The 16,010-nt window shown below is 37.0% G+C and carries 15 protein-coding genes and 1 tRNA gene; 7 read left to right on the top strand and 9 right to left on the bottom strand.

The window, feature by feature from the left end; genetic code table 11:
• Positions 1-85: 85 nt before the first annotated feature.
• Both PHV22_RS01075 and thiC read right to left on the bottom strand, forming a co-directional pair.
• Positions 86-1,195 carry an Mrp/NBP35 family ATP-binding protein gene (locus PHV22_RS01075; RefSeq protein ID WP_295021486.1) on the bottom strand — a complete coding sequence of 370 codons (1,110 nt, stop codon included), beginning with the start codon at positions 1,193-1,195 and terminating at the stop codon, positions 86-88.
• Positions 1,196-1,284: 89 nt separating this feature from the next.
• A complete protein-coding gene (thiC, locus tag PHV22_RS01070; protein ID WP_295021487.1) occupies positions 1,285-2,673 on the bottom strand; it encodes a phosphomethylpyrimidine synthase ThiC in 1,389 nt (462 codons plus the stop codon).
• Between the two features lie 218 nt (positions 2,674-2,891).
• Between thiC and PHV22_RS01065 the strand changes: the two genes are divergently transcribed.
• Genes PHV22_RS01065 through PHV22_RS01050 form a run of 4 tightly spaced genes read left to right on the top strand, consistent with a single transcriptional unit; the run spans position 2,892 to position 6,587 of the window.
• Positions 2,892-4,013: a bifunctional 2-C-methyl-D-erythritol 4-phosphate cytidylyltransferase/2-C-methyl-D-erythritol 2,4-cyclodiphosphate synthase gene (locus PHV22_RS01065; protein WP_295021488.1), complete on the top strand. Its 1,122-nt coding sequence runs from the start codon at positions 2,892-2,894 to the stop codon at positions 4,011-4,013.
• A complete protein-coding gene (locus tag PHV22_RS01060) occupies positions 4,010-4,897 on the top strand; it encodes a response regulator (protein WP_299945181.1) in 888 nt (295 codons plus the stop codon). The genes PHV22_RS01065 and PHV22_RS01060 overlap by 4 nt, the downstream gene beginning before the upstream one ends.
• The gene (locus tag PHV22_RS01055) at positions 4,875-6,065 is read left to right on the top strand and encodes a sulfate adenylyltransferase (RefSeq protein ID WP_295021490.1); all 1,191 of its coding nucleotides are present in this window, start codon (positions 4,875-4,877) and stop codon (positions 6,063-6,065) included. Before PHV22_RS01060 ends, PHV22_RS01055 begins: the two co-directional genes overlap by 23 nt.
• 45 nt (positions 6,066-6,110) lie before the next feature.
• Positions 6,111-6,587: a methylated-DNA--[protein]-cysteine S-methyltransferase gene (locus PHV22_RS01050; RefSeq protein ID WP_295021491.1), complete on the top strand. Its 477-nt coding sequence runs from the start codon at positions 6,111-6,113 to the stop codon at positions 6,585-6,587.
• Positions 6,588-6,656: 69 nt separating this feature from the next.
• Here PHV22_RS01050 and PHV22_RS01045 read toward each other — a convergent pair.
• From PHV22_RS01045 to PHV22_RS01020, 6 genes are all read right to left on the bottom strand, one after another.
• Positions 6,657-6,746 (bottom strand) — tRNA-Ser (locus PHV22_RS01045).
• Between the two features lie 70 nt (positions 6,747-6,816).
• Positions 6,817-7,500 (bottom strand): orotidine-5'-phosphate decarboxylase, encoded by a 684-nt coding sequence (gene pyrF / locus PHV22_RS01040; protein WP_295021492.1) that lies wholly within the window; start codon positions 7,498-7,500, stop codon positions 6,817-6,819.
• Between the two features lie 40 nt (positions 7,501-7,540).
• Entirely contained in the window at positions 7,541-8,134 is a 594-nt protein-coding gene (locus tag PHV22_RS01035) for a class I SAM-dependent methyltransferase (protein ID WP_295021493.1), read from the bottom strand.
• 95 nt (positions 8,135-8,229) lie between these two features.
• Positions 8,230-10,176, bottom strand: a complete 1,947-nt coding sequence (gene acs / locus PHV22_RS01030; protein ID WP_299945176.1) for an acetate--CoA ligase — start codon at positions 10,174-10,176, stop codon at positions 8,230-8,232.
• A 161-nt stretch (positions 10,177-10,337) separates the two neighbouring features.
• Positions 10,338-10,709, bottom strand: a complete 372-nt coding sequence (locus PHV22_RS01025) for a hypothetical protein (protein ID WP_295021495.1) — start codon at positions 10,707-10,709, stop codon at positions 10,338-10,340.
• A 57-nt stretch (positions 10,710-10,766) separates the two neighbouring features.
• On the bottom strand, positions 10,767-11,999 hold the full coding sequence (locus PHV22_RS01020; protein ID WP_295021496.1) for an MFS transporter: 1,233 nt from the start codon (positions 11,997-11,999) through the stop codon (positions 10,767-10,769).
• 171 nt (positions 12,000-12,170) lie between these two features.
• Here PHV22_RS01020 and ppsA point away from each other — a divergent pair, with 171 nt between their 5' ends.
• Positions 12,171-14,549, top strand: a complete 2,379-nt coding sequence (gene ppsA, locus PHV22_RS01015) for a pyruvate, water dikinase (RefSeq protein ID WP_295021497.1) — start codon at positions 12,171-12,173, stop codon at positions 14,547-14,549.
• A gap of 91 nt (positions 14,550-14,640) precedes the next feature.
• Positions 14,641-15,144, top strand: coding sequence for a peptidylprolyl isomerase (locus PHV22_RS01010; RefSeq protein ID WP_295021498.1), 504 nt, complete (start codon positions 14,641-14,643; stop codon positions 15,142-15,144).
• A 51-nt stretch (positions 15,145-15,195) separates the two neighbouring features.
• Here the strand turns inward: PHV22_RS01010 and rpsO are convergent, their stop codons facing one another.
• The gene (gene rpsO, locus PHV22_RS01005) at positions 15,196-15,471 is read right to left on the bottom strand and encodes a 30S ribosomal protein S15 (protein WP_295021499.1); all 276 of its coding nucleotides are present in this window, start codon (positions 15,469-15,471) and stop codon (positions 15,196-15,198) included.
• A 137-nt stretch (positions 15,472-15,608) separates the two neighbouring features.
• Between rpsO and PHV22_RS01000 the strand changes: the two genes are divergently transcribed.
• Positions 15,609-16,010 carry an Rrf2 family transcriptional regulator gene (locus PHV22_RS01000; protein WP_295021501.1) on the top strand — a complete coding sequence of 134 codons (402 nt, stop codon included), beginning with the start codon at positions 15,609-15,611 and terminating at the stop codon, positions 16,008-16,010.

Raw genomic sequence — 16,010 nt, 5'->3', positions numbered from 1 at the left:
AATGCGAAAAGCTTTAGGGAGTTGGAAGGGACAAGTAGTCCCCTCCCCCTAAAGAGAACTTGTTCACTTTAGAGTGTAGCGACAGCTATTTAGATGAACAAGCGCTTACGCCTGGAGGTGTAGTTGGCTGAACGCTCTCGTTACTAGCCCCACCGCTCGCATTTACAGCTTCAATTGTAGCCCAAATAGACTCAGCAGCAACCATGTATCGTTTTGCACTCTCGCTAGTTGGATTTACAAAAGTTATTGGTTTTCCTTCATCTCCACCCGTTCTTATTGATTGTTCTATCGGTATTTCTGCAATTATTCTTGTATCAAACTCTTTTGCCATCGGCCCAGAAGTTCCTTTACCAAAAATATCATACTCAACACCAGTATCTGGAGCAATAAAACCGCTCATATTTTCAACTATTCCCGCTATTGGGATGTTTAATTTTTTAAACATATCCAATGAGCGACGAGAGTCATCAAGAGAAACACTCTGAGGAGTTGTAACAGTTAAACCTGCTGTCACTGGAACGCTTTGAGCTAAAGTAAGTTGAGCATCACCAGTTCCCGGAGGCATATCGATAACTAAAACATCTAAATCGCTCCACATAATATCTCTTAAAAATTGCTCGATTGCTTTCATAATCATAGCTCCACGCCACATAAGTGACTGACCATCTTCCATAAGTGAACCCATTGACATCATCTCTAATCCGTAAGCCTTGATTGGAAGAACTTTGTTTCCGATTACTTCGGGCTTGATGTTTGCAACACCTAACATACGAGGAATATTTGGACCATAGATATCAGCATCCAAAAGACCTACTTTTTTACCTTGCGCTGCAAGTGCGATAGCGATATTTACTGATGTAGTTGATTTACCGACCCCGCCCTTACCTGAACTTACCATCAAAAAGTTTTTAATATGTGGAGCTATATTTTTACTCTTTGGCTTTGACGCCTCTGGCATTTTTGGTGCTTTTACATTTACACTAACCGCTCCTGCTCCAACAGCTTTTAGCTCTTTTATTGCATCATCTGTAATCTGTTGTGCTACTTCTGGAGCGCTTGATGTAATCTCTACATTGAAACTAACATCATTTCCATCTATCTCTATACTATTTACAAAACCAAAAGTTACGATATCTTTGGTAAAACCAGGATATAGAACTTTTGAGAGTGCTGAATTTACAATATCTTTAGTCATATCTCATATTTTCCTTATATTTTTAATTTTTAAAACTCTACCATAATTAAATAAGACAAAAATTATCCTATATCAATTAATTGCTCTTTTTAAGCTAGCACTTCTTGTTCTTCTTTCTCTTTTGCTTCTCTTGCAATCTGCTCGATAGCCCCTGGATTATCCATGATGCTTTGTGTTATTTTGTATGAACAAAATTTTGGTCCGCACATAGAGCAAAACTCTGCATCTTTAAATACATCTTGAGGAAGCGTCTCATCGTGATACTCTCTCGCTCTCTCACTGTCAAGAGCTAACTCAAACTGCCTGTTCCAGTCAAAACTATATCTTGCATCGCTCATCTCATCATCAACATCTCTGGCACCTGCTCTGCCTCTTGCAATATCTGCGGCATGAGCTGCGATTTTATAAGCTATGATTCCCTCTCTAACATCATTTGCGTTTGGCAATCCTAAATGCTCTTTTGGTGTTACATAACAAAGCATTGAAGCTCCATGCCATCCGCCAACAGCAGCACCGATAGCTGAACTGATATGGTCATATCCAGCTGCAATATCTGTAACAAGCGGTCCTAAAATATAAAAAGGTGCCTCATGACAAAGCTCTCTTTGAAGTTTCATATTTCGCTCAATTTGATTAAGAGGAACATGCCCAGGACCTTCTATCATAACCTGAACATTCTTCTCCCAAGCTCTTAATGTCAAATCACCAAGTACTTTTAATTCACCAAGCTGTGCATCATCACTTGCGTCTGCCAAACATCCAGGGCGAAGCGAATCTCCCAAAGAGAGTGCTACATCGTATTTTGCACAGATGTCAAGTATCTCATCAAACGCCGTATAAAATGGGTTTTCCCTATGATAATGCATCATCCAAGCAGCCATTAAAGAGCCACCGCGACTAACTATTCCCATTTTTCTTTTTGCAATCTTAGGCATAGTCTCAAGTAAAAAGCCAGCATGAATAGTAAAGTAACTAACGCCCTGTTTCGCTTGACGCTCTAAAACCTCAAGCATAACTTCAATACTCAAATCTTCAATCTTATTTTTAACATCATGAAGTATTTGGTAAATTGGCACCGTTCCGATAGGGATTTTTGATGAAGCTATAACAGCTCTTCTTATCTCATCCAAATCACCACCAGTTGAGAGGTCCATGGCAGTATCAGCTTTATAATGCTGAGAGACTTGCATCTTCTCAACTTCGCCCTGAACATCAGAAGCAATAGCAGATGAGCCAATATTTGCATTTATTTTACATTTTGCCGCTATTCCAATCGCCATCGGCTCTAAAGAGGTGTGGTTAACATTTGCAGGGATAATCATTCTACCTCTTGCAATCTCACTTCTAATGAGCTCTGATGGTAAATTTTCTATCTTTGCAACGAACTCCATCTCCTCGGTTATGATGCCTTGCTTGGCATAATACATCTGAGTTCTTACCGGATGTTCCTTGCGTTTTTCTACCCATGAAGATCTCATTTTAGCTCCTACTTTATGGTTCAAATTAAAAATTTTTATACTTATACACATTTTTTATTAAAAATATTAAGTCGTGAAAATATAGTCAAAAATTATTAAAGTTATATTAATCAATGATTCTCTTGTTGCTAATATACTGCCTTAATATACAAAAAATTAAGAAAAAAAAAGTTTTTATGTGTATAATTTCGTAACACTTCTGTATATAAGGAATCAATTTGCCTGATATAACTATTATACTGCTTGCAGCTGGTAGTTCTAGCCGTTTTGAGCTAGATGTAAAAAAACAGTGGCTCAGGATTGGACATAAACCACTGTGGCAATTTGTAGCAGATAGACTAAACGAAACAGTCCAATTTCAAAAAATAATTATAACTTCTTCAAAAGATGATATCTCCTTTATGAAAAATTACGCTTCTTACACTTTTGTGCAGGGTGGCGCAACCAGACAGGAGTCGCTAAAAAATGCACTTTTGGAAGTTGAGAGTGAATTTGTTTTAGTTAGCGACATTGCTCGCTCTTGTATAAGTGAGGAGTTTTTAGAGTCGATAATCTCTAAAAAAGGCGATGCAGACTGCATAGTCCCATATCTTAAGGCAAATGATACCATCGTTTACGAAAATAAAACCATTGACAGAGACAAGGTGAAGAGAGTTCAAACACCGCAACTCTCAAGAACTTCTGCACTAAGAAGTGCACTTGAGACAAAAGTAGAATTCACCGATGAGAGCAGTGCAATTGTTTCAAATGGTGGCACACGAGAGTTTATACTTGGGGAAGATAGTGCGCATAAGATTACACATATTTCAGACTTAAACCATCTCTCATGTTTAAAATCACCATCAAACGACACGCTTAGCGGCACAGGATTTGATGTTCATGCTTTTGATAATAAAGGTGATATGTATCTTGGTGGAGTAAAAATAGAGTCGGATTATGGTTTTATTGCCCATAGCGATGGTGATGTGGCGATTCACGCACTCATAGACGCACTTTTGGGTGCTGGTGGAATGGGTGATATTGGGATGATGTTTCCAGATAATGATGACTCATTTAAAAAAATAGACTCAAAAGAGCTACTAAAAATGGTTGTTACAAAAATAAACAATCTAGGATTTGTTATAGTAAATGTAGACATAACAATAGCTGCCGAGAGACCTAGGATTGCAGACTATAAACTACCAATGAGAAAAGCACTTAGCGCAATTCTAAACATAGATACAAGCAGAGTAAACATAAAAGCTACAACAACCGAGAAGCTCGGCTTTATAGGCAGAGGCGAAGGCGTTGGAGTTATTGCAAATGCAAATTTAAAATATTTTGATTGGACAAAAATTTGAAGATATTAATTATAGAAAATGAAATTTATTTAGCGCAGAGTATTGCCGCTAAGCTTAGTGAACTCGGTCACATTTGTGAAATGTGTACATCAACAAGAGATGCGATAAAAAGTAGCACATATGATGTTGTTTTACTCTCAACAAATATTAATGGACAAGATTTTAGTCCAATTATCGAGACATTTCAAAAGTCTATTATTATCCTGATGGTTTCATATATCAGCAATGATACGGTTTCAAAACCGCTCTCTATCGGTGCAAAAGATTATATACTTAAACCTTTTATGATAGAAGAGCTTATTAGAAAAATAAATCACTATCAAGATTATGATAGACTAAAAAAGAACAATGAAACATACGACAACTATCTCGCCCATATCTTCTCTTCAGTAACACAAACACACAACCTAAGCAACTTAGAGCTTCCATTTATGATATCTTCATCTTTTCAAAAAAACGCAGACTCTTTTGCCTTTGAGTATGTAAAAAAGAAAAATTTTTCAATGTGTTTTGTATCTCTTAGTAACCCAAAAGCTATGATGGAGATTGAAGCTGCACCTCTTAGCTCTTTAATCTACATCGTTGATTTTCAAACACTTAAAAAAGTTGATCGAAAAAACTTTTATACACTTATTCAAGACAGAAGAGCGATTGTCTCAAGCACTGACATAATAGACGATTCTGAGTTTAAAGTTATGGAAATAAAGTGTGAAGAGAATATCTTTGCACAGGGCGAAATTCTCCCAATAGAAGAGTATGTTAAATTTATGATTTTAAACTACCAACACAAACTCCCAGACACAGAACTTTCAAAAAAACTAGGAATTAGTCGCAAAAGCTTATGGGAAAAAAGAAAGAAATATGAAATCATCAAGAAAAAATAAAACTCTTCTAATAGACTCAGAAGCAGCTTCTGCACTTGAACTCTTAAGTGATGGCTTGCTATCTCCTATCACAAAATTAATGAACTCAAAAGAGAGTAAAGAGGTTTTAACAACAGCTCTTTTTGATGGGAAATCTTTTCCTTTTCCTTTTATTTTGGCTCCATCAGGAAGACTAAACGAAGAAGTTTTGAGTTCTCTTGTAGCTGGGGAAGAGGTTACTATCCTTCTTGGGGATGAGCCGTTTGCTACTTTGGTTGTAGAGGAAGTTTTTAAGATAAATCCAAAGGATAGAATCAAGCAAATATATGGCACCGACGACCTAAGTCACCCCGGCGTATCAGCTACAATAAACAGAATTGGTTCTTTGGCTGTCTGTGGAGAATACAAACTTATAAACGAGTCTAAAAACAAAAATAAACAGAAAATTCAAGAAGCAAAAAAGCTAATTGACGCCAAGCACACAACAGCAATTGTTATGGCAGCAAATCCACTACATAGAGCCCACGAGAGGCTAATCCGTCAAGTTCTTGACACAACAGACTTACTTGTCATCTTTTTGCTAAAACCATATACAGAATCAAATCTTTCATATGAGATAAGAAGAGACTCCCTTGATTATTTCATAAACAACTTTTTAACCAAAAATCATGTTGTTGTGGTTCCTCTTGAAAACAGTTACATTTTTGCTGGATACAATGAGATAATAATTGATGCCATTGTTGCTAAAAATTATGGTTGTGACAGACTAACAATAGGCACAAATCACGCTGGTCTTGGGATGTTTTATGATTGTAATTCAAACAAATCCATAATTGATAAAGTAATCGGAATAGATATAGAGATAACAGTAGCGAGTGAGTATGTTTACTGTAACAAATGCACAACACTAGTTAGTAAAGGCAGATGTCCACATGGGCAACACCATCATATTTCGTATAAAGCAGATTCAATTCTAGAGCTTTTAGAACTTGGGATTTTACCGCCAAGTATTTTACTAAGAAAAGAGATTTCAGCCGCGATTTTATCAAAACTCTTTCCAAACAGATTTAAAAACTTAGGAAAAATTTACTATGACATATTCCCAGTAGAGGGGCTTTTGCAAGAGCATACAGAAAAAGATTTTTATCTAGAGTTAGTTAAACTATATCAGACAACTTCACTTACTTAAAATTATGCAAAAATTTACAAATCTAACAACTGGCTTGGTCTGTTTATGAAAGATAAAACGGACTACTTCATCCGTATAATCAACTCTCCAATAGGTAAAATAATTGCTACTGCCGAGCATGACAGCATTACAAATTTAGATTTTATTGATGATACAGAGGCGTATATCAGCTCAGATAATCCACTTCTACTCCAACTAGAAAAAGAGCTGTTTGAGTATTTTGAGAAAAAACGAAAAATCTTTACACTTCCGCTAAACCCAAAAGGCACCCAATTTCAGCAAGGAGTTTGGGAAACGCTAAAAACCATTCCTTATGGTCAAACACTCTCATATGCCGCAGAAGCACAAAGATTTGGCAGTCCGAAAGCAGTCCGAGCAGTAGCAAATGCAAATGGTAAAAATCCTATATCGATTTTAATCCCATGTCATCGCGTAATTAGCTCAAGCGGTAAGATTGGCGGATACAGTGGGGGAATTTATAAAAAAGAGTTTTTGTTGGCTTTGGAAAAAGAAAACGAGTAGAGCTAGTGTGTTAAAAAAGTGATTGTTTGGCTTGATTTGAAGTTTTATAAAGTCCCTAAGTGGGCTCTATGGTGGACGAGGAGGGATTTGAACCCTCGGTACAGTTACCCATACGCATCCTTAGCAGGGATGTGGTTTCAACCGCTCACCCACTCGTCCTTTTGAAGATGGAAATTATACTTTTTTATATATAACATATAGCTTAAAAGTGCCTTTAGCACTTTAGTTTCTAAATTATCTCCAATATTTTTTTTATAACCTCTACAGGATTCTCAGCTTTATAGATTGGACGACCGACAACTATAAAATCTACTCGTGCATTTTTTGCAAAAGCAACATCTGCGACCCTCTGCTGATCTCCTGCATCTTCGCCAAATGGACGGATTCCTGGAGTTAGTGTCATAAAATTTTTATCTGTTATATTTTTTATAGACTCGCTCTCATACGCGGAACAGACAACACCATCAAGCCCGCTCTCATAGGCATCTCTTGCAAACTGATCTGCTTTTGTAGCAATTTTACTTCCATAAACATCGCTAAACTCATCTTCATTAAACGATGTAAGGGCAGTTACAGCCAAAACAATTGGGCGGTTGTCATATTTTTCAAGCCTGCTCATAACTTCACTCATCGCTCGTTTTCCAGCGCTTGCATGAACATTAAACATATCAACATTAAGTCCCATGATAGACTCAGCGGCATCTGCCATAGTGTTTGGAATATCGTAAAGTTTCAAATCTAGAAATATTTTAAAATCAGGGTTTATCTTTTTTATATCTTTTAAAAACTCTTCCCCATCTCTTATATAGGAACGAAGTCCTACTTTTAACCAGAGATCATAATCTTTTATTTTATGAATCAGTTCTAAATTTTCTTCTTTTGTTGGCAAATCAAGGGCTACGCAAAGTTGCATTACTTCTCTTTTTTATTATATTTTGGCTGAAATTGTAACATTATTTTGTTGCAGTAAGTAAAAAGACTCCATACTCTTTCTCTGGTTTTTTAATAGTATTTACTTGTATGCACTCTACATCTTTAAAACCGCAACTCCTTGCTATATCACAAAGTTCATCCGTATTAAAACCATAGTGAAATACTCCGCTGTTATCCGAGTGAAAACTTCCATCTTCAAGCTCAAGATCTGCTATCGCTATAAACCCACCATCTTGTATGTTTGTGTATATTGTAGAGAAAAAGCGCTCTAAATCCTCTATATGATGCAGAGTCATAGAGCTTATGAGTCCATCAAAGCTTCTCTTCAAAGGTGAAGCAATTATATCTTGATGGAGTGGTTCGATGCTTAGTTCAGGGGTATTTTTAGCGCGTAATTCTTCTAGCATGCTGTGTGAAGTATCAACTCCAAAAACTTTTTTAACATGCTGTGCTATCTCAAACCCCAAAAGTCCTGTTCCGGTGCCAAAGTCTAGAAGCTCCATTTCACTCTTTAGAGCAATCTTCTCTAAAATTGCTTCGCCGATTGTTTTTGTGTTGGTATTGCTATTTTTATCCCAATTTTTTGCTTTGTCTTTGAAGTTATCATGTAGCATTTTCTCATCCTAGCTTAAATTTTCAATCTGATACTAAAAAGGGAAACTAATACTCTTTTTGAAAAAAAACTTACCTCTATAAAAGAGGTAGAGATCTAAATTTGAACTGCTGATGCGATTATAGCCACAATAGAAGGGTCCTCAAGAGTTGAGATATCTTGTGTAATCTCTTCGCCTTTTGCAATTGAGCGAAGGATTCTTCTCATGATTTTTCCTGAACGAGTTTTTGGCAATCCTAAAGTAAATAAAATGTCATCGCAGATAGCAATATTTCCTATCTCTTTTTTTATAACATCATTAATGGCTCTCATCTCTTCAAGTTCGTCAGCTATGCCGTTATCTGATTTTAAAACAACATAGGCAAAAATACCCTCCCCTTTTATCTCATGAGGCTTTCCTACAACTGCAACCTCTGCTACATTTGGATGTTTTTTAATAGCCGCTTCAACCTCTGCAGTGCCCATTCTGTGACCTGAGACATTTATAACATCATCTGTTCTACCTGTAATTGTTATATATCCATCCTCATCATAGACAGCACCATCACCTGTGAAGTAGACTGATTTGCCATCTTTTTTTATATCACTAAAGTAAGATTTAACAAATCTCTCTTCATCTCCCCAAATACCTCTTATCATGGATGGCCAAGGACGGGTTACGCACATTAATCCCTTCTCGCCAACCTCAGCTCTAACTCCATTTTCATCTAAAATTTCGGCAATTATTCCAGGAAGAGCGAATGTTGCACATGCGGGTTTGATTGGCGTTGCTCCTGGAAGTGGAGATATTATATGTCCTCCTGTTTCAGTTTGCCAATAAGTATCAACAATTGGGCATCTGCTTCCACCGACCGCTTCATAGTACCATTTCCACGCCGGAGGGTCAATCGGCTCGCCAACTGTTCCAAGAACTTTTAAAGATGAGAGATCGTACTTAGTAGGCTCGTCCTCACCAGACTTATGTAATACCCTGATAGCTGTTGGAGCGGTGTAGAACTGGTTAATTTTATACTCTTCAACCATCTTCCAAGGTCGTCCAGCGTCTGGGTATGTTGGCACTCCCTCAAACATTACAGTTGTGGCGCCCATCGCCAGTGGTCCATAAACTATGTAGGTATGTCCTGTAATCCAGCCAACATCTGCTGTACACCAATAAGTGTCATTCTCTTTAACATCAAACACCCACTCCATAGTCATCTGCGCCCACAAAATATAACCTGCTTGATTATGTTGAACACCCTTTGGTTTGCCTGTGCTTCCTGAGGTGTAGAGTAAAAAGAGTGGGTCTTCCGCATCCATAACTTCTGATTCACACTTCACGCTCTGGTGCTTTATTATCTCATTGTATGAGTAGTCTCTTCCTGCTACCCAAGTTATATCTTCAAAGTTTCTCTCAACAACCAAAACTTTTCTCACAGGAGTCTCCCCAGCGAGAGCCTCATCTACAACCGGTTTTAACATATATGGAATACCTTTTCTAAAGGCACCATCAGCAGTGATTACCACTTTTGCATCAGCATCAATTATCCTATCTTTAAGCGCTTCTGCTGAAAATCCACCAAACACTATTGAGTGAATTGCCCCTATTCTAGCACAAGCAAGCATCGCATAAGCCGCCTCTGGAATCATTGGCATATAGATAACAACTCTATCACCCTTTTTAACATCAAACTCATTTTTAAGCAGATTTGCGAACCTGTTTACATTGTAGGAGAGCTCCAGATATGTAATAATCTGTTTGTCTCCTCTGTCGCCCTCGAAGATAATAGCTGCTTTATTTTTACGACTGCCTAGATGACGGTCAATACACTGTGCGGAAACATTTAATTTTCCACCAATAAACCATTTTACAAATGGGAAATTACTCTCGTCCAAAACATTATCAAACGGTTTTATCCAATCAATCTTCTCTTTTGCATAACTTCCCCAAAAACCCTCATAATCAGTTGTTGCCCAATCTTGAAGTTCATGATATTCACACATGTTTTTAATTCTTGCATTTTTACTAAATTCTTTATTTGGTCTGAAAATCTCTCTATTCATCTACATTTTCCTCTATTTTATTGGATAATTTCTTAAATTGTATCGAAGCAGAAATCAATATTTCCTTGAGAAATAATTATAATCTTTAAATTATATTTAAAGAAATAATATCTTTATCTCATAATCAGAAATAGCATTTAAACATAAGTTCAATCTTGCCTCTAAGCAATCTTGCAAGGGATTACGGCATCCTCATCGGCTGCATAGATAGCGCATAGGCGGTGGTATCCATCAGCAATTATAACCTTGCCATTAGTTTTGTCTCTAATCAACAGAAGTGGTGAAAGCACAATTCTTGCGTAAATCTTTTGACGATCTTTATTTACATGATGATTACTAACTCCAAGCAGTGAGAGACCTGATGCTCGAAAGATATCTTTAGAATTAAAATGAGAAATTTGTGCTTGTTTAAGATTGGTAACCAATTCGATTACCGACTCGTTATCATAGATTAAACTCAGATAGGATTCTGCGGCAGCATAATCACTCTCTTGTGGAGTATCTAACCATTTAGCTATTGTTTCTTTACTCATATCTATCTCCTTGTTTGTTTTATTTTTTAAAATCTGTATTACTTTTTGCTTTATCTTTTATGTCTCAATATAGTCCAAATCTTTATGGAAAGTGTCCTGCGTTAAGACCAGAGCAACTATTCCCAAAAAAAATGAGACAACACCCACAATAGCTCCAGCACTTAGCACTCCCACACTCTCTTTTAGTAAAATAAAAGAGGAGGTAATGGGAACAACGGCACCACGGACAAAATTTGGAGCCGTTGTTGCAACTGTGGCACGAATATTTGTTCCAAACTGCTCTGCTGCCATCGTGATAAATAACGCCCAGTATCCACAAAAAACACCCATTATAAACGCTGCAACATAAAACTGCTGAGCTGTTGCACCATTTAGTGTGTAATAGTATAAAACACTAGCAACTGAAAAGAGTAGAAAAATAGCAAATGCTTTTTTACGGCTTTTCATCATTTGAGAGAGGTATCCGCTAGCAAAGTCGCCAATTGCTAAACCAATATAGCAGTACATAAGCGCTGTACCAGCACTCACATTCCCCACAATAAAGAGAGCTTTTGCAAACTCTGGAGAGAACATTACCAAGACTCCCACTACATACCACAACGGAATACCAATCGCAATGGCTTTAATATACTTTGTAAAGAGTTTTTTATTACGAAAGAGTGAGAGAAAATCTCCTCTTTTTACATCATCACTCAGGTTATGTTTAAACATCCCAGATTCAGCTACTTTAAATCGCAACAAAAGAAGCAAAAAGCCTAAAACTCCACCAAAAATATAAGCATTTCTCCATGCAAAATGCTCTGTCACAAGGTTTGCTGCGACAACACCTAAAACGCCAAAACTAGCAATTGTCATGATTCCATACCCTCTAAGATGTTTAGGAAGAATCTCAGCAACCAGCGTTACCCCAGCTCCAAGCTCTCCAGCTAAACCGATACCAGCGATAAAGCGAAGTGCTGCGTACTGCTCAACATTTATAACAAATGCGTTAAGTAGATTTGCTACAGAATAGAGAGTAATTGAAGCAAATAGCACTGACAATCGCCCTTTTTTATCTCCGAGCATACCCCACAAAATTCCGCCTATCAGCATTCCACCCATCTGCATATTAAGAATAATCGAGCCCCAAGAGGTGATTGCTTCACCACTGAGACCAAGCTCAGAAAGGCTTGCAACTCGAACAACACCGAACAAAATCAGATCATAAATATCCACAAAATAGCCCATTGCGATGACAATAACAGGAAGCACAAGAACCTGACGCATAACAGACAAGCGAGGGTCATTCATTAAAATACCTCGTTTTGTTTGGCGTTATTTAAAATTAATTTTTGAAATATATACAATTTGGCGCCTTTTTGGGTTGATTATATCAAAAAAGCTCTTTTATTTTAGCTAAAATAAAAACTTATCAGCTTTATGATAATATGTAACATTAACTACTTTTTAGGAGATTACTTTATGAAATATATTCGTTTTTTTAAAGAACTAAACATCCATGATGTTCCAACTGTAGGCGGTAAAAATGCCTCGCTTGGTGAGATGTATCAAGCCCTTACTCCAAAGGGCGTAAATATACCTAACGGCTTCGCAACAACGAGCAGTGCGTATTGGTTGTTTTTAAAAGAAAATGACATAAAAGAGAAGATGCAGGAGATACTTCAAGACCTAAATATTTCAGATACTGATAATCTACAAAAGCGGGGAGCTGCCCTTCGTAAACTTCTTCTAAACTCAAAACTTCCAAAAATTCTTGAAACTGAACTGCTTGAGGCATATAAAATCCTCTCAAGTGAATATAAAACCCAGAGTGTTGATGTCGCAGTACGCTCTTCAGGAACAGCAGAGGATCTGCCAGATGCTAGTTTTGCTGGACAACAGGAGACTTTTTTAAACATAAGCTCTACAGAAGCGTTGTTAAAAAGTGTTGTACTTTGTTTTGCTTCTCTTTTTACAGATCGTGCCATAAGCTATCGTACAAGTCGTGGATATGATCATTTTAAAGTTGCTCTCTCTGTTGGAGTACAAAAAATGGTGCGAAGCGATATCTCCTCAAGCGGAATCATGTTTACCATAGATACAGAGAGCGGTTCGCAGAATCTAGTGCTCATAAACTCAATCTGGGGTTTAGGCGAGAATGTAGTTAGCGGCAGAGTAAATGCTGATGAGTTTTTTATCTTTAAACCTACATTAAAAACTGGGGCGAATGCCATCTTGAGGCGCTCTCTTGGTAGCAAAAAAGAGAAGATGCTCTACAGCGACAAAGAGACAAGCACTATCAATGTGCAAACATTAAAAAAAGAGCAACAAACATTTTCTATAAATGACAATGAAGTCATAGAACTCGCAAGACAGGCGCTCATAATAGAAGATCACTACAAGCGTCCAATGGACATAGAGTGGGCAAAAGATGGACATGATGAAAAACTCTACATCGTTCAAGCTCGTCCAGAGACAGTTCAAAATAACATTAACAAAAACATAAGCATTGAAAAATATTCACTTACTCTACCAGATGGCGCAAAAATATTGACATCTGGACGAGCAGTTGGTGAGAAAGTTGGTATTGGAAAAGTAAATATTATAAAAAATATATCAGAGTTTGCGCACTTTGAAGATGGAGATATTTTAGTTGCAGATGTAACCAATCCCGATTGGGAACCCATCATGAAAAAGGCATCAGCCGTTGTAACTAACCGCGGAAGCAGAACTTGTCATGCAGCAATTGTTGCTCGTGAAATAGGAGTACCTGCTGTTGTTGGATGTACAAATGCAACTGATGTGCTAAGAAATGGTGTTAATGTTACTGTTAGTTGTGCCGAGGGGGATGAGGGATATGTTTATGAGGGTAAAATACCTTTTGAAATAATCACAACCGACATAAGCAAACTAAAACCTACTAAAACAAAACTCTACATGAATATTGGTAATCCAGCAGAAGCCTTTAAATTTGCAAAAATGCCAAACGATGGGGTTGGACTAGCTAGAATGGAGTTTATAATAAACAACCTAATCAACGCTCACCCTATGGCTCTTGTTGATATACATTCTGGAAACAGAGTCAAAGACGAGGATGAAATTCGCTCTTTTATGGTCCCACACACCGATGCAAAAGAGTTTTTTTTACAAAAACTAAGTGAGGGCATTGGCATGATAGCGGCTGCTTTTTACCCAAAACCTGTAATCATAAGAACGAGCGACTTCAAGAGTAATGAGTACAGAAATATGCTCGGCGGTGCTAGTTATGAAGCAGTGGAAGAGAATCCAATGATTGGTTTTAGAGGAGCGAGCAGATACTATAATGAGAGTTATAAAAAAGCGTTTGAGTGGGAGTGCGAGGCGCTAAAAAGAGTGAGAGATGATATGGGGCTGACGAATATAAAAATAATGCTTCCTTTTGTTCGTACACCAGATGAAGGAGGGAAAGTTATAGAGATTATGAACTCACAAGGACTTATCCAAGGTGAAAACTCCCTTGAAATTTATGCGATGTGTGAAATACCAGCTAATGTTATTTTGGCTGATAAATTTCTTGAAATCTTTGATGGATACAGCATTGGCTCAAACGATTTAACACAATTAACTCTTGGAGTAGATAGAGAGAGTGCAAAAATAGCACATATTTTTGATGAGAGAAATGAGGCGGTAAAACGGATGATAAAAATGGCAATAATATCATGCAAAGAGAGAGGCAAATATATAGGTATTTGTGGGCAAGCGCCATCTGATTATCCAGAAATTACTGAGTTTTTAGTTGAAAATGAGATTGACTCAATATCTCTTAATCCAGACTCTTTATATAAAATGCATAAAGTCGTAACTGATTTGGAAAACAGATAAAAAGTGTGAATATATTGCATCTGATTATCCACTACAAAAAAGAATTTTAGTTTTTACACTATAATTGTGGAAATTATTTAAAAGGAATAGTATGTTTGGTAGAACTAAATTAAAAACTTATGATTTAAGTGCGGAGGAGTTAAGCAAACTTCAATGGGCAAAAATCTCAACAGAAAAAGGCATTATTTGGATAAAACTATTTCCAGATGAGGCACCACAGGCAGTATCAAACTTTGCACATCTAGCAAACAGTGGTTTTTACAATGGTCTTGATTTCCACCGCGTAATACCTGGATTTATGGCTCAAGGCGGTTGTCCTAGTGGAACTGGAACTGGCGGACCTGATTGGGCTATTGCTTGTGAAACTAAAAATAATAACTTAATTCACACAAGAGGAGCTCTATCTATGGCTCACGCAGGAAAAGACACAGGCGGAAGTCAATTTTTCATCACTTTTGTTGCTACTCCACATTTAGATGGCGTTCATACTGTTTTTGGTGCTATTGAGAAAGATGATAATGATAGTTTTGATGTTCTTGATAGTATTAAGGGCAGAGACACAATTAACTCTATTGAAGTGTTGGAAAATAGATAAATTTTCAAAGCTCTTTGGATAATCCAAAGAGCTAAGTAAAAAAACTAGAACTTAGATGTTATCACGGATACTTAAATCTTGAATAAGAGTCATGTAACCAGCTCTATTTGTTCTTTTTAGGTATTTCATCAAACGACGGCGTTGTCCTACTAGTTTAAGCAGTCCTAATCTTGAAGCGTGATCTTTTGAGAATGTTTTTAAGTGTTCAGTTAAGTCACTAATTCTTTGTGTTAAAAGCGCAATTTGAACTTCACTTGAACCAGTGTCATTCTCTTTACGACCATATTTTGCAACAATTTCTTGTATTTTAGCCGAATCTAAAGCCATAATAGCCTCCAAATGGTATGTAATCTAACATTTTATTGCATATGCCATAAAAGTTGAAGTGAAACGATACCTAATTTTTCTTTTAATTCAACTTCATTGGATATAATCTAAAAAAATAATAATATAAAAGTAGCAAAATGTTAATAACTCGTGCAAGTGAATATGCCATACTCTCACTCATAGTTCTGTCTAAAACAAACTCGCCAATGGACAGCGAAACACTATCAAACCAGCTCTCTATTCCTAAGAGTTTTTTAGCAAAAATTTTGCAATCTTTAGCAAAACAAGGGATACTAAAGTCATACAAAGGCGTCAACGGTGGCTTTGCTCTTTTGCTTGATCCAAAAAGCATAAATATGCTGCAGATTATGCTCTCTGTTGAAGGAAAAGCGCCCGCTGTTTTTGATTGTGCCGCATCTATACATGATTGTCCATCAAGCAAAGCCGAGCTATGCTCTATCTGGCCATTTTTTAATAAACTTCAAGGCAGAATAGATCATTTCCTTGAAAAACTAACTTTGGCAGATATATTAGAGTAA

Source organism: Sulfurimonas sp., from assembly GCF_028713515.1.
GTDB lineage: Bacteria > Campylobacterota > Campylobacteria > Campylobacterales > Sulfurimonadaceae > Sulfurimonas.
This window is presented reverse-complemented; position numbering and strand designations above follow the sequence as displayed.